At 36.6% G+C, this 20,202-nt stretch carries 16 protein-coding genes; 9 read left to right on the top strand and 7 right to left on the bottom strand.

The genetic code is table 11. From position 1 onward, the window contains the following. Positions 1-10: 10 nt before the first annotated feature. From BBF96_RS05795 to BBF96_RS05780, 4 genes are read right to left on the bottom strand one after another with little or no spacing between them, the layout of a single operon-like run. On the bottom strand, positions 11-445 hold the full coding sequence (locus tag BBF96_RS05795; RefSeq protein WP_164730919.1) for a prepilin peptidase: 435 nt from the start codon (positions 443-445) through the stop codon (positions 11-13). Next, positions 435-1,382 (bottom strand): polyprenyl synthetase family protein, encoded by a 948-nt coding sequence (locus tag BBF96_RS05790; RefSeq protein WP_127016270.1) that lies wholly within the window; start codon positions 1,380-1,382, stop codon positions 435-437. The genes BBF96_RS05795 and BBF96_RS05790 overlap by 11 nt, the downstream gene beginning before the upstream one ends. Next, a complete protein-coding gene (locus BBF96_RS05785) occupies positions 1,379-1,816 on the bottom strand; it encodes a DUF502 domain-containing protein (RefSeq protein ID WP_127016269.1) in 438 nt (145 codons plus the stop codon). Before BBF96_RS05785 ends, BBF96_RS05790 begins: the two co-directional genes overlap by 4 nt. After that, positions 1,816-2,946 (bottom strand): DUF5685 family protein, encoded by a 1,131-nt coding sequence (locus BBF96_RS05780; protein ID WP_127016268.1) that lies wholly within the window; start codon positions 2,944-2,946, stop codon positions 1,816-1,818. The genes BBF96_RS05785 and BBF96_RS05780 overlap by 1 nt, the downstream gene beginning before the upstream one ends. A gap of 762 nt (positions 2,947-3,708) precedes the next feature. Here BBF96_RS05780 and hypF point away from each other — a divergent pair. The 7 genes from hypF to BBF96_RS05745 all read left to right on the top strand — a co-directional run bounded on the left by hypF (position 3,709) and on the right by BBF96_RS05745 (position 13,091). Then, a complete protein-coding gene (hypF, locus tag BBF96_RS05775) occupies positions 3,709-6,111 on the top strand; it encodes a carbamoyltransferase HypF (protein ID WP_127016267.1) in 2,403 nt (800 codons plus the stop codon). Positions 6,112-6,139: 28 nt separating this feature from the next. Next, positions 6,140-7,033: a DUF4097 family beta strand repeat-containing protein gene (locus BBF96_RS05770; protein ID WP_127016266.1), complete on the top strand. Its 894-nt coding sequence runs from the start codon at positions 6,140-6,142 to the stop codon at positions 7,031-7,033. A 362-nt stretch (positions 7,034-7,395) separates the two neighbouring features. After that, entirely contained in the window at positions 7,396-9,054 is a 1,659-nt protein-coding gene (locus tag BBF96_RS05765; RefSeq protein WP_164730918.1) for a peptide ABC transporter substrate-binding protein, read from the top strand. Positions 9,055-9,116: 62 nt separating this feature from the next. Then, the gene (locus tag BBF96_RS05760; RefSeq protein ID WP_127016264.1) at positions 9,117-10,085 is read left to right on the top strand and encodes an ABC transporter permease; all 969 of its coding nucleotides are present in this window, start codon (positions 9,117-9,119) and stop codon (positions 10,083-10,085) included. A gap of 18 nt (positions 10,086-10,103) precedes the next feature. Continuing rightward, complete coding sequence (opp4C, locus tag BBF96_RS05755) at positions 10,104-11,006, top strand: oligopeptide ABC transporter permease (RefSeq protein WP_127016263.1); 903 nt, start codon at positions 10,104-10,106, stop codon at positions 11,004-11,006. 46 nt (positions 11,007-11,052) lie between these two features. Then, positions 11,053-12,297 (top strand): PEGA domain-containing protein, encoded by a 1,245-nt coding sequence (locus BBF96_RS05750; protein WP_164730917.1) that lies wholly within the window; start codon positions 11,053-11,055, stop codon positions 12,295-12,297. Between the two features lie 293 nt (positions 12,298-12,590). Next, the gene (locus BBF96_RS05745; RefSeq protein WP_127016261.1) at positions 12,591-13,091 is read left to right on the top strand and encodes a GAF domain-containing protein; all 501 of its coding nucleotides are present in this window, start codon (positions 12,591-12,593) and stop codon (positions 13,089-13,091) included. A 43-nt stretch (positions 13,092-13,134) separates the two neighbouring features. On the opposite strand, the gene BBF96_RS05740 is transcribed toward BBF96_RS05745, so the two are convergent. Continuing rightward, positions 13,135-13,836 (bottom strand): nitrite/sulfite reductase domain-containing protein, encoded by a 702-nt coding sequence (locus BBF96_RS05740; RefSeq protein WP_127016260.1) that lies wholly within the window; start codon positions 13,834-13,836, stop codon positions 13,135-13,137. Positions 13,837-13,944: 108 nt separating this feature from the next. Then, positions 13,945-16,548: a gluzincin family metallopeptidase gene (locus BBF96_RS05735; protein WP_127016259.1), complete on the bottom strand. Its 2,604-nt coding sequence runs from the start codon at positions 16,546-16,548 to the stop codon at positions 13,945-13,947. A 176-nt stretch (positions 16,549-16,724) separates the two neighbouring features. On the opposite strand from BBF96_RS05735, the gene BBF96_RS05730 reads away from it, so the two are divergent. Continuing rightward, on the top strand, positions 16,725-17,078 hold the full coding sequence (locus BBF96_RS05730) for a MazG nucleotide pyrophosphohydrolase domain-containing protein (RefSeq protein WP_127016258.1): 354 nt from the start codon (positions 16,725-16,727) through the stop codon (positions 17,076-17,078). Positions 17,079-17,161: 83 nt separating this feature from the next. Then, positions 17,162-18,718: an IS1182 family transposase gene (locus BBF96_RS05725; RefSeq protein ID WP_019431323.1), complete on the top strand. Its 1,557-nt coding sequence runs from the start codon at positions 17,162-17,164 to the stop codon at positions 18,716-18,718. Between the two features lie 158 nt (positions 18,719-18,876). Here the strand turns inward: BBF96_RS05725 and BBF96_RS05720 are convergent, their stop codons facing one another. Continuing rightward, a complete protein-coding gene (locus BBF96_RS05720; RefSeq protein WP_127016257.1) occupies positions 18,877-20,058 on the bottom strand; it encodes a S8 family serine peptidase in 1,182 nt (393 codons plus the stop codon). Positions 20,059-20,202: the final 144 nt, after the last annotated feature.

Here is a 20,202-nt window from a genome sequence, read left to right as displayed (position 1 = left end):
TAATTCAGACTTAAGATAACGGTGATTGAATCAACCATAAGATAAAAAAAAGGAGATTGGCCAGCATCCAGGAGAAAAGAAGAGGAGTAGCTTCTCCTTTGGGGTGATAATAGAGGGCTCCTAGTAAAAGATCAATTATTCCAGTAAGGATTCCCGCTTTCCAGACCCACCATGGATGGTAGCGGTAGAAGTTATATAGGGAGGAAAGGGCGATGACTTTCACATCAGCCGCCCCTATTCTCCCAATAAGATAGCCAATAAAACCAAGAAAGGTTACAATAAGGAAATTAATCAAAATAAAGCTGGTGAGATATTTTCTACTCACTATCTGTATCAGGATGTAAACCAAAAAGGTAAAAATTTGCCAGTGTTTTATCCTTCTATATTTTAAATCCTTGATACCCAAAAAGCCTAGCAAAAAAAGATATCCTAGATCATTGATCATCCCGATCCACCCAGAACCACTCCTGGTCGAACTCCTTTAAAAGACTAGCAAGAACTTTAGTGTATTTATTATTAATGTCCAGATTTTCTAAAATACAATAAGCTGCTTTTATATGTTGAAGAGCCAGCTCTTTGGCTTCATTTGTAACACGTTCTTTTAATTTTGCAGGGTCTATTACTGAAGTTTGATACTGCTGAACAAGCCTTGTAACCAGATTGACTTTGCCAGATATGATATCTTGCTGGGGGAGGCGTCCCAACTTCTTCTCTAACCCACACCAATTATTCAGATCATTCATAATCTGAAAGGCAAAACCGATCTCTTTGCCAAACTGTCCCATTTTGGTAGCCAGCTTCTGATTCCTGGTTGCCAGATAGCAACCAGCTATCATGACAAATTCCAGAAAACTGGCTGTTTTGCCGTAGATCATGGATTTCAACTTTTCGGTATCAATATCCTGATTTCCTTCCCAGATTAAATCTTTGGCTTCTCCCAGCGCTAACAAGCGGTAGAGTCGTGACCAGCTCTGGACCAGATAGGGATCATTTGTAGCTTTAAGAAATTCTTCAAAGGCCAGGCTAACCAGAATATCCCCTACAATTACTGCCATTCTATCACCATATTTATGGTAAAAGCTGGCCTTACCACGACGGTATTTATCTCCATCAAGATAGTCGTCATGAACCAGGGAAGCTTTATGTAAAAGTTCAATGGCGGTAGCCATTTGGTAAGTTTTATTATCCAGTTCAGGCTGAAAGATTTTGTAGGTCAACAAAAAGAGTAGTGGTCGAAATCTACGGCCACTTTCTAAAGCATAGTGCATCATTTCTATTATCTTGTCATCATCAATTTTATTCTGGACAATTTGTGTTAATTGATTATTAATTTTGTTGCGATATTTTTTCAACTTATGTTCGTAAATTTTTTTGATTATCAACTCTGAAAATCCTCCATTCTATTCCAGATTTTATGTGAGATTTTCCCGGTTCCGGGATCAAGGCCAAGGGTGATTATTATTCTGAGACCTTCTTCAAAGTCTAAATCTAGATGATGCCAATTATTATTGTCAAGAAAGACCGTCTGGCCAGGGATTAACCTTGGGCCGGAAGGTATATATATCGTTGATCTGGTCTTACCGGTTTGAGAGAGGATGCCCAGTGTAAATATTCCCTTGCTTGGATATTCTACTAATACCCATTTGGGTGCTTTATAATCACCTAATGTAGTCAGTATTTTCAAGATAAGTTTCTGAATAATTAATATTCCGCGGTTGATGGCCAAAAGCATTAGTTGTCGTCTCAGCAAATAAAGCAATCCCGCAATAAGTAAAATTACTAAGCCAAGCAGAATAGTTTTTAAATCCGGCATCATCAACAGAAGCACTCCAGAAGTTCGCAGGGATTGCCAGTGCTGAGACACTCTAAAGCATCACAGTCACAATCGGCTGCATCACAGCAGATGGCTGTTGTGATTAGATCATCACAATCACAACAATCACAACAGCAGTCATGATGGTGATGATAGTGGCGATCATACTTCCGATGAGCTGCCCGGCTTTTAAAGAAATAGGTTGGGTGTTTTAACAGATAAATTGGTGAAGCGGATTTGACAATCTTTTCGACTTCTTCCATATCACGGGTATTTTTTACTAAAAACTGAACCTTGATTTGCAATTCTTGCAGGATAAGATTGAGCAAATCCCGGTTCTTTTTAAAATCCATTTTTTCGATTACCTGAATCGTGTTCTGAAGGGAATTTTGAAGTACAGTGTAAATTTCATTACGGATTTCAGGAGAAAGATTGCCCACTAATTGAATTTGATCACCAAAGGCCTGAGCCAGTGCATTAAACCGATCATTTTTTGTATCAGAAGGATAATCGACAAAACTATCCATAATGTATATAACCTTACCTAATTCAAATCCTAATTTTTTAAGTTCGAGGCGTGTTTTTTCAGGTAGATTTAATAGCTTACTTCCTTCACTCAAAAGAAAAGCTAATCCCTGGGAAGTAACCTGATAGTAATCAGCTAATGATTTTCCCGAAGCTTCTTGAATCAACTGATTTTCAAAAAATTTATTTACTTTTGTCATGTCAACACCCAAATCTAATAAGATTTGAGCAGCTTTCACCATTTTTCCCTGAAAAGCCTGATAACTAATTTTTTTAATTACGCTGGTCTGGTCGTAAAGGTCATCTTTAAGTTTAAGACCAGCCAGATAGATATTTGCCGCTCCCAGAAAGGGGTGCAGATACTTATTAACAATGATATCCCGTTTTTTCCAGGGAGTAGTGGGACATAATCCGGTAGTTCTTTGACTCTTTTCCACCAGGCTATCTAAAAGAAGATAAAAGAAAGTCATATCGTAATTAACAGTTATTCGACTCAAATTTCCAAAATAGGTAGCTAAAGCGTCACAAAGCCCACAATAATATGCCTTGAACTCCCGGTACTGTTGTTCAGTAGCCTGGCATTTACGAGCTTTTAAAATTCCGTACATTTTATTTCACCTCTTTACGTATTTATGATTATACTGTAAAAAGCTAATTTTGAGTGACATAGAAATTTTTCGCCAAATCTTTGCGAGATTTCCGACGAAATAAGGTCTCATCACAGGAGGTGATGAGCTAATCAAGGGACCAGGAGGGCCCTTTGATTAGGAAGCCTTATTTCGACGGAAATCGAGCTTTAGATGATTCGAAAAATTTCTCAAGAAGTGAAAAATTAGCTTTTTGTAGTATAACCTATAATAAAAAATTTCCTTATTTTTAATATTAAAGTTCATCATCTATGAGAAAATTCCTTTGATTTTGTTAATAAAATACCTCACTTCTAACAAATTTATTTCTATTCTGCGGAATTATGATTTTTAATTTAAAGAATCAAAAGAGATTTATCGTTGGAAGGGTTAGAAGGAAAAATTAAACATATCAGCGAATTTATTAAAGAAACATTTTGTGATTTTGCTGCAAAAAGTTAATTTTTCACTTCAAAAGAAATTTTTCGAACCATCTAAAGTTCGACTGAAATCTCACTAAGATGGTTTAATGAAAAATTTCAATAGCACTCAAAATTAGCTTTTTGCAGTTTAATCATTTTATTTATTAGGAAAAGTTATCTTGATCTGGATTGGATATGCTGCCTAAAAGATAAATCTTTTGGGAAAGCTATTCGCTAGTTTAAAAAGTTTCAAAAGAAATGATTACTGATATTTTTTATATTTCTTCTGGATAAAAACGGAAAAAAGGAGAGATAAGAAAAGATGGGTGACCGGGAAAGGATAGCGATTAGAATAAATGGAATAGTTCAGGGAGTTGGGTTTCGCCCTTTTATTTTTAATCTTGCTTTAGAACATGGTTTGACTGGCTGGGTAACTAATGATAGTGCTGGAGTTCTTATAGAAGTTGAGGGGAGTGGATCTAAACTTAATGCTTTTCTTAAGGATATTAAATTAAAGGCTCCTCCGCTAGCACATATTGTTTCTATAAAGAGTTGGTCTATAGACCCAATTGGCGATAATGAATTTATTATCCGTGCTTCGGATCGTTCTGAAAAGGTAAAGACGCTAATTTCACCTGATATGGCGTTATGTGAGGATTGTTATAGGGAAATGATGGATCCTCAAGATCGACGATATCTTTATCCTTTTATAAACTGTACCAACTGCGGGCCAAGATTTACGATCATCGAAGAGATGCCCTATGATCGGTTATATACTACAATGCGCGAATTTATTATGTGTCCTGAATGTCAAAGAGAGTATGATGATCCAAAAAACCGTAGATTCCATGCACAGCCCAATGCCTGTCCGGTGTGTGGGCCAGAGGTATGGCTGACTGATAGAACAGGGAAGAGAGTAGACGAACGATCAAGTTTAGATTATGGATTGGTTGATGAAGTTGCCGCAACTTATGAGCTCTGTGAAAAAGTTAAGGGTGATAAAAGTATCGGTTTATTGCCTGAATGGGTCAGGCCTATTTTTCAGTTAAAAACTGAACTTAAAAAAGGTAAAATTGCAGCAGTAAAGGGACTGGGTGGATATCATCTGGTATGTGATGCTTTAAATCGTGAAGCAGTACAAAATTTACGGAAACGGAAGTATCGGCCGGATAAACCTTTAGCGGTAATGATGCCTAATCTGGATGTGGTACGCCGGTATTGTCAGGTTTCTTCTGAGGAAGAAAAATTGCTTATCAGTCCTGTTCGGCCAATTGTTTTACTAAAGTGGAAAGCTAAAGGCTATGATGGAATTACATTAGAGGTTGCCCCTGCCCAGAGTCGGTTAGGTGTAATGTTACCATATACGCCCCTTCATTATCTTTTATTCGATGAATCATTACCGGTACTGGTAATGACCAGTGGAAACATAAGTGGAGAGCCGATTATTTACGATGATCAGGAGGCAGTGGAACGATTAGGAGATATAGTGGACTATTTTCTTGTCCATAATCGCCGGATTGTACGACCTTGCGATGATTCAGTTCAGCGGGTTGATAATAGCCCAGTGATGATAAGACGAAGTCGGGGTTATGCTCCAATACCCTTGAGATTGCCAGCAGTAAAAGAACCGATTCTTGCTTGTGGGGGAGAGATGAATAATATTTTTGCACTGGCGGAGAAAGGACTGGTATTTATGAGTCAGCATATCGGAGATTTGAAGACCAAAAATAGTCTATATCACTACCGGCGAATGATTGATGAGATGGTGAAGTTATTTGAAATTGAACCGGAAATAGTAGTACATGATCTTCATCCTGAATATATATCTACTAAATTTGCTTTAAAGAAGTATAAGGATAAGCGTTTGATAGGTGTCCAGCATCATCATGCCCATATTGCTAGCTGTATGGCAGAGCATGGATTAGATGGACAAGTAATTGGCCTTGCTTTTGATGGAACCGGATATGGGACAGATGGAAAAATCTGGGGTGGTGAGATATTGATAGCTTCACCAGAAAAGTTTGAACGCTGGGCACATCTTAAATATTTGCCCCTTCCTGGTGGTGATAAAGGGGTTAAGGAACCCTGGCGGATTGGGGTTGCTTATCTCTTAAAGGCTTTGCCAGATGCAGATTGGTTGCAGGAGCTACCATTCTGGTATTCTCTTAAGGATGAGATAAATATGCTTAAAACAATTATTGAAAAAGGAATTAAAGTACCTGAAACTTCAAGTATGGGTCGGCTTTTTGATGCTGTTGCCGCAATATTGGGAATTAGAACAAGGATAAGCTATGAGGGCCAGGCGGCTATTGAATTGGAGGAACTGGCCGGTGAAGAATTAGGAGAGCCTTATCCCTTTATTGTAGAAGATGATAGTCCACCATTTGTGATTAACCCTTTACCGATAATTAGCGCTATTATAAGGGATTTACGTGCAGGCAAAAAGGCTTATAAGATTGCACGGCGGTTTCATGGAACAGTTGTGGAGATGGCTTTAAATTTATGTATAAAGATTCGTCAGGAATTGGGGCTTCAGCGTGTAGTAATGAGCGGAGGTGTTTTTCAGAATCGGTTATTGAGTTTGGGATTGAAAAAATGTCTGGAAGGAGAAGGGTTTGAAGTATTTCAGCACTGTCAGGTTCCTACCAATGATGGAGGTTTAGCTTTGGGCCAGGTATATGTAGCAAGTCAGTGTATTCTGAAAAAAGAAGATACATTTGGTTGATAGAAGTTTGTTAAGAGGAGTGAAACTGATGAGAAAAAAATATTTGACAGTAGTGGTTTTACTGGCTTTAGTTGGTCTAGTAGCTGGTTGTATAGGTTTAGGTAGGTATGAAGGTAAACAAACTTTAATGAAAAAGATATCAGCTCGAGAGGAATTTGTTCTTCAGACTTTTAACGGTTATGTGACCATTGCATCTTCTGAAGATGATAATATTCATCTAGAGATAACTAAAATGGCTAGAGGAGATGATCAAGCAAAATTAAAAGAGTTTCTCGAAAAAGAGATTTATGTTGATTTGATAGAAAATGATTCTAAAGTAGAGGTGAAAGTGAAACGACCATCGTTTTTCCCTTTGAGTATTATGACAGCTGGTGTTAATTTTAAGGTTAAAATTCCTAATTCGACAGTTTCCAATATAAATAATAAAACCAGCAATGACTTTGTTGAAGTTAAGGACTTTAGTAGACGAATTAATGTGGTCAGTAGTAATGGACATATTGAATTAGAAAATGTAAATGGAATTATGGATGTAGTTACAAGTAATGGTAGGGTTACCGGAAATGATATTGCGGGGATAATTGCTGTTGAAAGTAAAAATGGTTTTATTAATATAGAAGCTAGTGATCAGGGATTGTTAGAAGTCACTCTCAGTACTTCTAATTCCAGTATTATATTTAGAAGTCCCATTGATATAAATGGTACATATAATCTGAAAACCAGTAATGGTAGAATTATAATGGAAGTCCCCTCAGATAGCAAAATGGATGTAACTGCCGAAACCAGTAATGGCAGTATCAGTTGTGAACTGCAGCACACTAAAAGACTTCTGACAGACGATATCATTAAACTTATTGTTAATGGTGGTGGGGCTATAGTTAATTTAGAGACTTCTAATTCTGATATTGAGATTAGAGGATGGTAAAATATCTAAGGGCCATTTAAGGCTCTTTTTCTATTTAGTATATTTGGTAATATGACTGGAATTTAATTTAATGGAAATAATTATCCTTAACTTATAATTTATAACTTCGATAAAGAAAATAGCATTTTTTTATTCAGAGAAAAAGGAATTTTTAGTATTTAGGCGAATAATATTATTGGTGAAGACTTCAAGAAGATATTATAAATAGTTCGAATAATAAATATTATAAAATATTTATAAAGAATTTTCAGAAAATAAAAATAATTTATAATCTTTGAGGGGGTGGTTCGTAAAGAGTAAAGTTTAACTATTAATGTATACTGAAGTGGAGAATGAAGAAAAAGAGTAAAGGAGGAAAGAGAATGTCTCAAAAAAGGTTTGTCATTTTTTTGGCTATTTTGTTAACTCTATGTGTTGTTAGTAGTGTAGCGTTAAGTAAGGAAAAAGTTTTACAATTTGCGATGACCCAGGAGCCTGATGGTTTTGGTCCTATGTTTAGTATGGTAGCTGGAACTACTGTGGAAGGACTTCTGGATATAGGATTACTTTATCGGGATAACAATTGGGATCTTCATCCTGCTGTTGCTTTATACAGACCCAGCGTTGAAGATGGTACCTGGATCGTAAATGATGATGGTACCATGGAAGTTCATTGGAAAATAAGGGATGATGTTTATTGGCATGATGGGGTTAAGCATACCATTCATGACTATGTGTTTGGTTTTGAAGTTGGATTAGATGAAGAAATCCCTATTGTCAGCCGCTATGTTACTAAGAAAATTGATCATATTGAAGTAATCAACGATTATGAGTGTATTGTTTACTGGAAAGAATTATATCCTTTTGCTGATCTGACTATTAATGGTCAGGGCGCTCTGCCAAGACATATTCTTGAAGAAGTTTATAGAACTGACAAAGAAAAGTTCATCAACCATCCATACTGGACAAATCAATTTATTGGCCGTGGTCCATATAAGCTGAAAGATTGGGTACCCGGTAGCCATATCGAAGTAGTCAAGAACGAAAACTTCTTTATTGCTGAACCGAAAATCGATAGAATTATTGCCCGTTTTGTAGAAGATACCGAAACTCTGGCTGTTATGATTAAGACCGGTGAAGTTGATGCTACTCTGCCACCAACTGTACCATTCGATGTTGCTATGAACTTAAAGAAATCTGTTGATCCAAATGAGATTAACATTGAATTTGTTCCTGGAGTTGTTTGGGAGCATATTGATTTAAATAAGCGCGATTATCCACCATTTAGAGATCCTAGAGTCCGGAAAGCATTGTTGTATGCTATAGATCGTCAGAAATTGGTAGATGCTCTCTTTGATGGAGTACTGCCAGTAGCACATACCTTTATGGCTCCACGTCATCCACTCTATACCGATGCAGTTGATAAAGTTATTAAGAAATATGAATACAATCCAGAAAAAGCATTAGCTTTAATGGCTATGGCTGGTTGGACTATAGGTGAGGATGGAATTTTAGAAAATGAAAAGGGCGAAAAGATGATTCTTAACATCCGTACCACTTCCGGTAATCGTCCTCGTGAATTAACTTTGCAAGTACTGCAAGATATGTGGAAAAAGATCGGTGTTAAACTTGAGATTGAAGTTATGCCACCTGCTGTTTTATTCAATGGTGATCACTTCTATAGACGTGAATGGCCTCACATGATCATGTTTGCCTGGGTATCCTACCCAACCAGTATGCCATTAATGTGGCATAGTGATCAAATTCCAACTGAAGAAAATGGTTGGTCTGGCCAAAACATAGCTGGATGGGCTAACGAGGAAGCTGATAAAATTATTGAAAAGATGTTAGTAGAGATGTCGGAGAAGAAGAGACAGGAGCTTAATGTTGAATTGATGAAGCTCTGGACTGAAGACTTACCATCTTTACCACTCTTCTTCCGCGTCGATATTGCTACCTGGAAGACCAATGTAAAAGGAATTAAACCAACTGGTTCTGCAGATCCATATACATGGAACTGTTGGGAGTGGGATATCGAATAATAAGGGGATAATATTAAGGGGAGGTTGCGATATGTGACCTCCCCAATCATGGAGGTGCAATAATGAGTACATATATCATTCGACGAATATTGCAGTTTATACCGGTTCTATTTTTGATTTCTTTAGTAAGTTTTATTCTGTTGATTAATATGCCTGGAGATCCAATCGATATGCTGATGATGAGTGATCCCAATATTACTCCAGAGGATATAGCAGCTTTGAAGAAGGTTTATGGTTTGGACCAGCCTTTTTATTTAAGATATTTACGTTGGATAAAAAGAGTCTTAAGTGGTGATCTAGGCTTTTCGCGCCAGTACAAACTACCTGTACTGGAGATTATAAAAAGGAACTTAGGTAATACTGTTTTACTAATTGGTAGTTCTTTTATTATTGCTCTTACTTTTGCTATACCTATTGGAATTTTTTCAGCTGTAAAACAGTATTCAATTTGGGATTATTTCTGGACAGTTTATGCCTTTTTTGGTTTTAGTATGCCCTCTCACTGGTTTGGACTTCTAGTCATTTATCTTTTTGCTGTTAAATTGGGTTGGCTTCCACCTGCTGGCTTTAGGAGTGTTAGTGTGGAACCGGGTCTTATAAATCTTATTTTAGATAGAATCCGTTATCTGATTCTACCGGCTTTTACCCTGGGATTAATAAGTATGGCTGGATGGATGCGTTACATGAGATCCAGTATGTTGGAGGTTATTCGTGAGGATTATATTCGTACTGCCCGTTCAAAAGGTTTGAGTGAAAAGGTAGTAATTTACAAACATGCATTACGTAATGCACTAATTCCTCTTATTACTTTGATAATGTTGGCTATTCCAGGTATTTTTGGGGGCGCTATTATTACTGAAGCTGTTTTTGCGTATCCTGGAATGGGACGACTCTTTATTCATTCTATAAATGCTCATGATACTTTTATTACCATGGCTATTGTCATGTTTTTGGCTATTTTAACGGTTATTTTTAATCTCATAGCTGATATTTGTTATGCTTTGATTGATCCAAGGATTCGATATTCTTAAGAAAGGGGGAAATGATGAATGCAGCCACAGAATTCAGCTAAACTTGAAGATCTTCGACACGGATTAACCGAAAAGTCTCAAAGTTACTTTTCTATGGTTTTCTGGCGGTTTTTAAAACACAAACTGGCCATTATAGGTCTTATCATTATTGGAGTTTTATTGATTATGACTATTTTTTCAGATTTAATCAGTAAACATGATATAACGGAACAGGATATCTTAAATCGTTTTCAACCTCCATCTACAGAATTCTGGATGGGTACAGATGAATTAGGACGGGATGTATTTGCCAGAATTCTGGCTGGTGGTAAAATTTCTCTTTCTTTAGGTTTTATAGTTTCAATAACCAGTGTTATTATTGGTAGCTTTATTGGGGCTATATCTGGGTATTTTGGAGGTTGGTTAGATACTGTTTTGATGCGTTTCGTAGATTTCATGATATCTTTGCCCCGTTTAGCTGTTCTGCTTGTTGTAGCTTATATGGTTGGCCCTGGATTTACTAATATGGTTGTTGTATTGGTTCTTTTTGGATGGATGGGGATCGCAAGAATTGTTCGGGCCCAGGTACTGTCCCTTAAGGAACAGGAGTTTGTTCAAGCCGCTAGAGCTTTGGGTGTATCTACTCCAAGAATAATTTTTTCCCATATTTTACCCAATACTCTGGCACCAATTATTGTGTCGGCGACTTTGGGGGTTGGTAGTGCCATTCTTTCAGAATCTTATTTAAGCTATCTGGGATTAGGAATTCAACCTCCTACACCGAGCTGGGGTAATATGTTGATTAATGCTCGTCAATATCTTTCTACAGCTCCATGGCTTGCTCTCTGGCCCGGTATGTTTATCTTTTGTACTATATTGGCATTTAACTTTATTGGTGATGGTTTAAGAGATGCATTTGACCCCAAATTAAAAGGTCGTTAAAGGAGGGATTATCCCTCCGTATTATTTATCACGGGAGATGAAAGTTATGGATAGAACAAATTCACATTTGGCTGTTTTTATATTTATAATTATTATAGTGGGGTCATTTGCTTATGCCTTATATGCTTACAATAATGCTAAAGGGGAGATAATGATTACCAGTCCCCTCGAAAATATAGTAGTTTATATGGATGGCCAAATGATGGGTAAGACTCCTATTAAAATTACATCCATTCCTTTAGGTTTCCGGGCTTTTAGATTTGAAAAGGAAGGCTTTGAATCAGAGGAACTTCTTATTGATTTTAAGCCTAATAGCAAATTTAGAAGAGAAGTCTATCTTTCAGACTTGACTCTGGCTACCTCTAACATACATACCAGTTCTAATCGGTATGTTATTCCAGCTCAAATGCAGGGGGAGATGGTATATTCAGTAGATTTAGAGGGACGGGTTGATGCTATTCAGCTTGACAGAGTGAAAGTATGGTCATATCTACTTAATGAGCTTGTACTGAGGCCAGTAATACAAACTCAGGAGTTTTTGATTGTGGGTACTTTTCAAGGTTCAGTTTATGCTTTTAATAGATATAGTGGAAAAATACTCTGGCAACGAAAACTCGGGATAGATGTCACCCCTTTAGTGATAAAGGACAAAAACCTCTGGCTGTTAGCTAATAGGTCGACAATATACAGATATACTTTGGAGGGAGAGCTTCTTAAAAAAGAGGAGTTTGAAGAGGAGATTTTAGCGGAGAGTTTTGTTTTTTTAGACAATTCTCCTGCTTTTTTTACAGTTGATGGAACCTTCTGGCATCAGAGAGGTGATCAATGGTATTCTCTGAAACTTTCAATCAACGGTGGTGCAAAGCAGGGAATTATTACTGATGATTTTCTTTATCTTCTCTCCTCGCGTGGAGTTTTTTATGCTTTTTCTCATACAGGGAAAGAAATCTATTCTATAAGAAATGGTTTTCAAAAACCTATTAATATTCTTTTGAAGGATTACCTTTATATCTCCTCAGGAAAAAAGATATATATTCTTGAGCCTGAAAGTGGTTCTATTCTTAATAGTAAGGAAGTTAGTGAAAGGATTGTTTTGCTTGATTATTGTAGAAATAAACTATGGGTAGGAGGAGAGCAAGGGTTTCTCTATCTATTTGATGAAACAGGAAAGTTTATAACGGCCAGGGATATGGGATCTCTCGTGGTAGGTGTAACCTCTATTCCAGGGAGTTCTTCAATGATAATTACTACTGAAAATAGCCTGGTCTATTTAGAACGGATAAATGATTAAACTGCAAAAAGCTAATTTTTCGCTTCTTGAGAAATTTTTCGAATCATCTAAAGCTCGATTTTTGCCGAAATAAGGCTTCCTAATCAAAGGGCCCTCCTGGCCCTTGATTAGCTCATCACATCCTTTAATGAGGCCTTATTTCGTTGGAAATCTCGCTAAGATGATTTGGCGAAAAATTTCTATGTCGCTCAAAATTAGCTTTTTGCAGTAAAATCATAAATTAAAGCAGGAATTTCAGTTCTTTTGCATAATATTTAACCATAAATACAGTCTATCATGGAAGGGGAAGGTAAATGTATAGAGCAAAAAAAATAAAAACTGATGATAAGCAACTTTTTTATAAAACGGTGAATAAACTTCTTATAGGCCAGGTTTGTTATGAATCTGATTGGTTAGCTCAATTGGCTAATGCGTCAGCTCTTCTGGGCCATCAGATGGATGAGATTAACTGGGTTGGTTTCTATCTGTTGAAAAATGACGAGCTGGTTTTAGGGCCATTTCAAGGTAAGCCAGCCTGTACCCATATTCCTATAGGAAAAGGAGTCTGTGGTACAGCAGCAGAAAAGCGGAAAACGATATTAGTACCTGATGTACATGAGTTTCCTGGACATATTGCCTGTGATGCTGCATCTCAGTCGGAGATTGTTGTGCCCATACTTAAAGATGGAGAATTAAAAGGTGTATTGGATATTGATAGTCCGATAAAAAATCGCTTTGATGAAGAAGATAAAAAAGGTTTAGAAGAATTTGTCCAAATTCTTGCAGAGAATGTTCATTGGGAGAATATTTGTTGACATCTGTTAACATCATGGTTGGTGCTGAATAGCACCAACCTTATTATTTATTTTCCATCTTTTCTTTTGAGCAGGCTAAATCAGCTCTTTTAAGTATATCTTCTTTAAATTTTTCAAATCCTATATTTTCTATAAGTGCCCCTAAACGTGCATTAGAAGGTTGTTCACGATAGTAGTCGAAGATAGTATCAATTAATCTAAAGACCTGCTCCTCAGATAATCCATCTGCCAGTACCTGAGCTTCCCGAACTTTAGCTCCTGCAGAACCGCCAACCACTAGCATCCAACCATTTTTTGTACCCAATAATCCAATATCTTTAATCCTGGATTCAGCACATCCAAGTTTACATCCACTTACACCGATTTTGACTTTATTTGGCAGTTCAATTCCGTGATATTTTTCGTCAATTTTTAATCCCAGTTTCACAGAATCCTGTAGTCCGTACTTGCATAAGTTATTTCCCGGGCAGATTTTTACACTTCGTACTACTTTTCCGGTTGCTTTAGCTCGAGGCATTTCAAGGTCTGCCCAGGCACTTTCTAACTGGTCTTCAGTGAATCCAATTAACGCAATCCGTTGAGCACTGGTTACTTTAATTACTTCAATGTTATATTTTTCAGCCACTTTAATAATCTTTTTTAATTGTTCAACATTTGTTAATCCTCCAGGCATATGAGGAATAATGGCATATGTTTTTTTATCACGTTGAAGGATTGCATTATGCATTTTTCTAATACCATGCATTTTTCTAATACCTCCTAATATATTTTTTAATATCATCTTAACATTTTTTTACCAGACGGTCAAATTTTATAAAAAAAGGGCCGTTAAAAGACCCTTTCTTTTTCATCATTAAAAGGGAAATTTTATATCATATTTTATATCCCAATCTCCTTTACTGTTAATCGCTGCATTCAAAGAATGGTTTAACTGTATTTGATGGACAATTTTCGTTTCAAATTCTAACCCCGTTCCTATCATGTCAGCAATTATATATTGACCGTTATTATAGAATAAACCCAATTCGCTAAAAAGGTTTAAATATAGCCGACCAGTCTGAATAAAGTCACTGAAGTTGAAGGATAGATCAACTAAATTATGTTGATAATTGATCTGTTGATGAATCAGCATTTCAGCTAAGTAATAGTTGCTGTCTACCCACATAATTTCAGTTCCCCGTCCCCAGGGAATTCGTATTCTACCTCTGGTATATTGAAATCGGGTAGTACTTGTTAATGAATGCCCTCTGTAACCAATAGAAATATTTTGAGAATGTTTTAACGTAAAATCAAATCCGTCTTTTTCAGTTGAAGTGGGAAAAAAATAATTTACAGAAAGGGTAGTTTTTCCTGGATTACTCTTTTGCCAGACTCTATCCACTTGTAATCCTAATTTGTCAAGCCTAAATTGTTCGTCATATTCCAGTCCCTGTATAATAGAAAGATAATAAGGATAACTGTCATAGAATTGGGTTAATGCAGCCTGTACTTTGGATTTATCTTTATGCAAAGTGAGATTGAAACCAGGATTGGTTCCTTGCCAGATTGAATCTAAATCAATAAGGTAGTGATTTTTATTTGGATCCCATTCCAGATTGTAATATATGATAAGTTCCATCAAAGGATCTGTCAAAAGGTGGGTTAAGCCTATGGTAAATTGATCAGTAGTTACATATGGAATAAAAAGATCACTTCTTAGCTGAGAAAGAGGATTATAATTACCCTTGTTTACTGGTTTTAATTGAGGAATCGGGTCAAGGTTAAAACTAATTTCTTCTGGCTCAAGGGTTATTTTTTCACCGTGGAATATTTTACCTTTGGCAATAGTAAATCCCTCCGGCCCATAAATTTGACCATACCAGTAGGTTTGTCCATTTATAGATCTAACCTGGCCCTGTAAGATATCCTCACGAGTATTGGTAATCCTTTCACAGATTCCGGTGTCGATATTCAAACAGTAAAGATCATAATGGTCTAATCTGTCCCAACTTAATGTCAGGTGTTTATTATCTATAAAGTCACCTAAAAGCCAATCCAGACCTTCTGAAGGAAAGAAAATTTTATCATAAGTCCAGGAATCTGTATTCAAGATTCCAATACCACGTCTACCATTATAATTAAAGTTGATAGCCACTCTTTTTTGGTCTGGTGAAACAGCCAGATCGGTTATATTAAAATTATAATCATTATCTGTTAATTGTGTTAATTGGCCATTGAATAAGTAGTATAGACGATTTCGCCCCCAATCATTTTTCACAACCAGGTATCCGTCACCATAGTGGACCCCGAGCAAAATCCGTTCATCTTTAGTTAAGCGTATTGTTTTTTTACTCTTCAAATCCAGCTCATATAGGTCGTATCTGAGATGCTGGTTTTTGTATTCCCAGGCAATATAGAGGAGTCTTTCGCCGTCAGAAGAAAGGGAGAGACGGGTTAAGAAAAGAGCAGGATCCTCCAGCAGGGTAATAAGACCCTTTTCGGGGTTCCAGTATCTTATTCTTATTGAAGAACGATCAATATGTGATTCTGCAAAGATAATTCCACCCTCGGGGGTAACCTGGGGTTCATTCCATTGAGCTAGATTGGGTTTATTGGTTATACTAATAGCTTTTTCCCGGTTAATCCTGATAGGGAAACGTTTTTTAAGTGAATCTTTCCATTCGTTGATTAGTTCATCTAATCTTTTCCCATAGACGATGCGAATGGTATTATTCAACCCAAGAAAATAAAGATCATTATGGGTTTTTTGAAGTTCCAAAAATTTTTCTTCTCCGTATGTACGCATTAGATAGTCCAAAAAACCAAAACCGTAATTGTAAATAGCTTCACCACCAATATTACTTCGGCCCCAAATTAATTCAGCATCGGTAAAAAAATTGTCAGTATGTATTTTCTGTTCCAGGATCATCTGGCGTTTTCTATCAAGACTATCATATCCGAAACGAGCAGAACCATATTGGGCTACTCCTTCTAAAAACCAGGTTGGGTAAAATGTATTTGGCGGTTGAAGAAGGGGAGTAGAAGCCCCCGTCAGTTTATGAATCAGGTATGTAGTTTCAAAGGTTGCCTCCATTTGTACCAGATGTGTTAGTTCATGAGTTACAACAGTTTTAAGCCAGTCCTTATCCACACGGGTCGAAATATGAAGTGGATTTACCCAGATTTTAATCACATCTCTGGGTATAGCAAATCCGTTAGCAATATCATCCTGTCCCGAAACTACGATAGCGATTTTACGGTAGGGCTTAAAGCCAGTGAATTGGGAGAGGTCATTAAAAACCTCCTCAGCAATTTTAGCAATATGATATGCCTGTTCTTTAACTTCAGGATGATAAATAATTTTAAGATTTTCTGTTTCAATAAATTCCCACTTAATACTCTGATTTGCCAGAGCAGAAAAAGATAAAAGAGCGACTATAAAAAGTAAAAGTATAAAGGTTGTACTAATTTGTTTCAAAATACTACCTCCTTCGTTAATCATTTGCTAAAGTTAGTATATCATCTTCCATCTGCACTGTCAAAAGGAAGATACAGAAGAAAATAATCCAAATTATATTGTTAATCTTGTGCAGGGGTTTTTCATTTTAAAAAGAAAAAGTATTTTAAAAAGATTTTTGAGAGGAGCAGGAAAGTATGGCAGATTTAAAGGAACTACAGGCGTTAGTAGCTAAAATTCGTCGTCAAAGAGGTTTTACCATGGATCCTTTGCAAATCTTTACATTATTAAATGAAGAGATAGGAGAAGTAGCCACAGAACTTAAACGGATCTGGTCACCAAATTATGGGAAATTTTCTAAAGAGAAGATGAGAGAAGAGTTGGCAGATGTTCTGGTTTGCCTTATTGCTCTTGCTAATCAATTTGAGATTGATTTAGAAAAAGCTTTAATAGATAAGATGGTAAAGAAGGATAGTCAGCGAGACTGGCGGTCGGCAGAGTTGGTGAAAAGTAGAAATAACAAAGGGGCTGTCCCAAAAGTCCCTTTATAACCCCCAAAAGTAAATATTAAAAGAAAGGTGTTGTCAGAAATTTTTATAAAGACAACACCTTTTTTTTATGGTAAAATATAAATATGAAGAGGAAAAACCATAATAAAAAGACATTTATTGAATATAATATGAATCAGACAATGTTGCCTTTGAGTTTTGATGTGTTTATTCCTGAGAATCATTTAGTAAGGGTGGTAAATTCAGCTATAGAAAGGATGAATATTGAACCCCTGCTTGAAAAATATAAAGGTGGGGGTAGAAGCAGCTACCATCCGAAAATGATGCTTAAGGTTATAGTATATGCCTATACTCAGAGAATATATTCATCAAGACGAATTGCCAAGGCACTTCGGGAAAATATTTATTTTATGTGGCTTAGTGGTAACAATAAACCTGATTTTCGGACGATAAACCGATTCAGATCAGAGATCATGAAAGATGTTATTGATGAGGTATTTGCATCAGTATTGGAACTTCTTATAGAAGAAGGATATGTAAAGTTAGAGAATTACTTTTTAGATGGTACAAAAATAGAAGCTAATGCAAACAAATATAGCTTTGTCTGGAGAAAAGCGACAAAGAAGTACAAAGCAAGGCTTAGGGCAAAAATTAATGAACTTTTAAAAGAGATTGAGAAAACCAACGAAGAAGAGAATAGATTGTATGGGGATAATGACCTGGAGGAGATGGGTGAAGGAAAAGAAATAGATTCAAAGAAACTCGAAGAAAAAATTAAGGAACTTGAAGAACGTCTAGAAAAGAACTCCAAAAACAAGAAGTTAAAGAAAACAATTAAAGAGCTCAAGACTAAATGTCTTCCCAGAATGAAAAAATATGAGCAACAGGAAGAGATTTTAAATGGACGAAACAGTTATTCTAAAACAGATACTGATGCAACTTTTATGAGAATGAAAGAAGACCACATGAAAAATGGGCAATTGAAGCCCGCATATAATGTTCAGATAGGTACAGAGAATCAGTTTGTAGTTGGTTATAGTATTCATCAAAGGCCGGCAGATTCAAGATGCTTAATACCTCATTTAGAAAAAGTAAAAGAAGTTACAGGTAAGATTCCGGAGAATGTGATAGCTGATTCAGGTTATGGTAGTGAGGAAAATTATGATTACTTAGAGAAAGCTAATACTAATATTTATGTTAAGTATAATACTTTTCATAAAGAACAAAAGAAGAAGTTTAAAAATGATATATTTAAAGTAGAAAACTGGCCGTATGATAAAGAAAACGACGAGTTTATTTGTCCTGCTCAAAGAAGACTCATTTACTGTAAGACAAAAGAAATTAAGACTGAAAATGGATATACTAAACAAATTAGATATTACAAATGCGAAAATTGTGATGGGTGTGAGTTAAAAGAAAATTGTACCAGGGCCAAAGGTGATCGAGTAATAAGAATAAATTTTAAATTACGTGAATATAAGCAAAAGGTAAAGGAAAACCTTTGTTCCGATAAAGGTATGAAACTCCGTTCTCAAAGAGCAATTGAAGCGGAATCTGTCTTTGGAAGGATCAAAGGTAATTGGTCATTCCGGAGATTTCTGCTTCGTGGCCTTGAGAAAGTAAAAATTGAATGGGGTTTACTGTGTATAGCCCATAACCTGGCTAAACTGGCAACAGTATAGAATGTCAGGTATGGGTTTTTATTTTCTTAACAGAAAAATTTTCAATGAATTTGAAATGAACAATGAAAAAAGGGGCCATGCCCAAAAGTAATTAATTACTTTTGGGACAGCCCCTTTTTCAATAAGTTTGATTTCAGACTTCCCTTATTGGTTAAGTATTAGTAATTGATAGCTGCCCAAACGTTGATTTCACCTGCACCTTGTACTTCCCATTTATAACCTAAGTCATTTGCAGTATTCATTAGAGCAGTTTTAATATCATCTGGGGTTAAGTTCGGATTAGCTTGAAGCATCAAAGCAGCTGCCCCAGCTACATGTGGAGTAGCCATAGAAGTACCGGACTTGGATACCCAACCACCGGTATTAGCTTCACAGGAGATGATGTAAACACCAGGAGCAGCTACATCAGGCTTCAGATCACCATACTTAGTAGGACCACGGCTGGAGAAACTAGCAATACTATCATCGGTCCAATCAATAGTATCATTGTCGTTAGCAGCAGCTACAGTGATGATGCTAGGTTCAATACCAGGAGTCTCGATACTTCTTGGAGCAGGGCCACTATTACCAGCAGCAACAACTACAACTACACCAGAGTTCCATGCATTCCGCACTGCTAGACATAATGGATCACTATCAGGATCAGTATAAGCTCTTCCACCTAAGGACATGGAGATAACGTCAGCACCATTCTGAACTGCCCAATCAATACCAGCGATGATATCAGATGTAGTACCAGAACCACTACTATCAAGAACTTTAACTCCGAAGAAGCTAACTTCTGGAGCTACACCTCTATAGAAGCTATCATTGCTACCTACAATACCTGCGCAGTGAGTACCATGGCCATGATCATCATAAGGGGTAGGTTGTCCATTAACTGCATCATACCAGCCGACAATTCTACCTGCCAGAGCAGGATGGTTTGGATCTATTCCAGTATCAATTACAGCAACGGTAACACCTTTACCAGTATAACCTGCGGCCCATGCATCGGGAGCTTTAATAGTTGGAGCACCATAATTTAAGGCAACCTCTACTACATAGTCACTGCTGATGAATTTAACATTAGGATTCTTAGCCAGAGCTTCGATAGCAGCAGGAGTGAAGGAACCAGCAAAACCGTTGATAATGCTGTACTCATGCTTTACTGTACCATCGAGACCATGTGGATTCATTTTTGCACCTTTTACCAGGGTAACAATTACGTCAACTTTGGATTTATAAGTGATTTCATCAGCTACAACCCTATCCATTTTGCTATTAGGGCTAGCAGCAAAAGCCATACCTGCAATAGTTAAAACCAGAAATAAAGCTAACAAAACACTAAACTTTCTCATCTTCTTGACTCCTCCCTTAAATTTTTTAAATTTAAATTGTTTGACCCCCGATGACTATCCTACAACTTTAAAAAAATCTCTTTTAAAGACCACCTCCTTTAATTCATGTCAAGTGTTGATTTGGAAATACTTACAATAATAGTA

Source organism: Anoxybacter fermentans (genome assembly GCF_003991135.1).
Taxonomy (GTDB): Bacteria; Bacillota; Halanaerobiia; order DY22613; family DY22613; genus Anoxybacter; species Anoxybacter fermentans.
The sequence above is the reverse complement of the archived record's forward strand: the minus strand, read 5'-3'. Positions and strand labels throughout refer to the sequence as shown.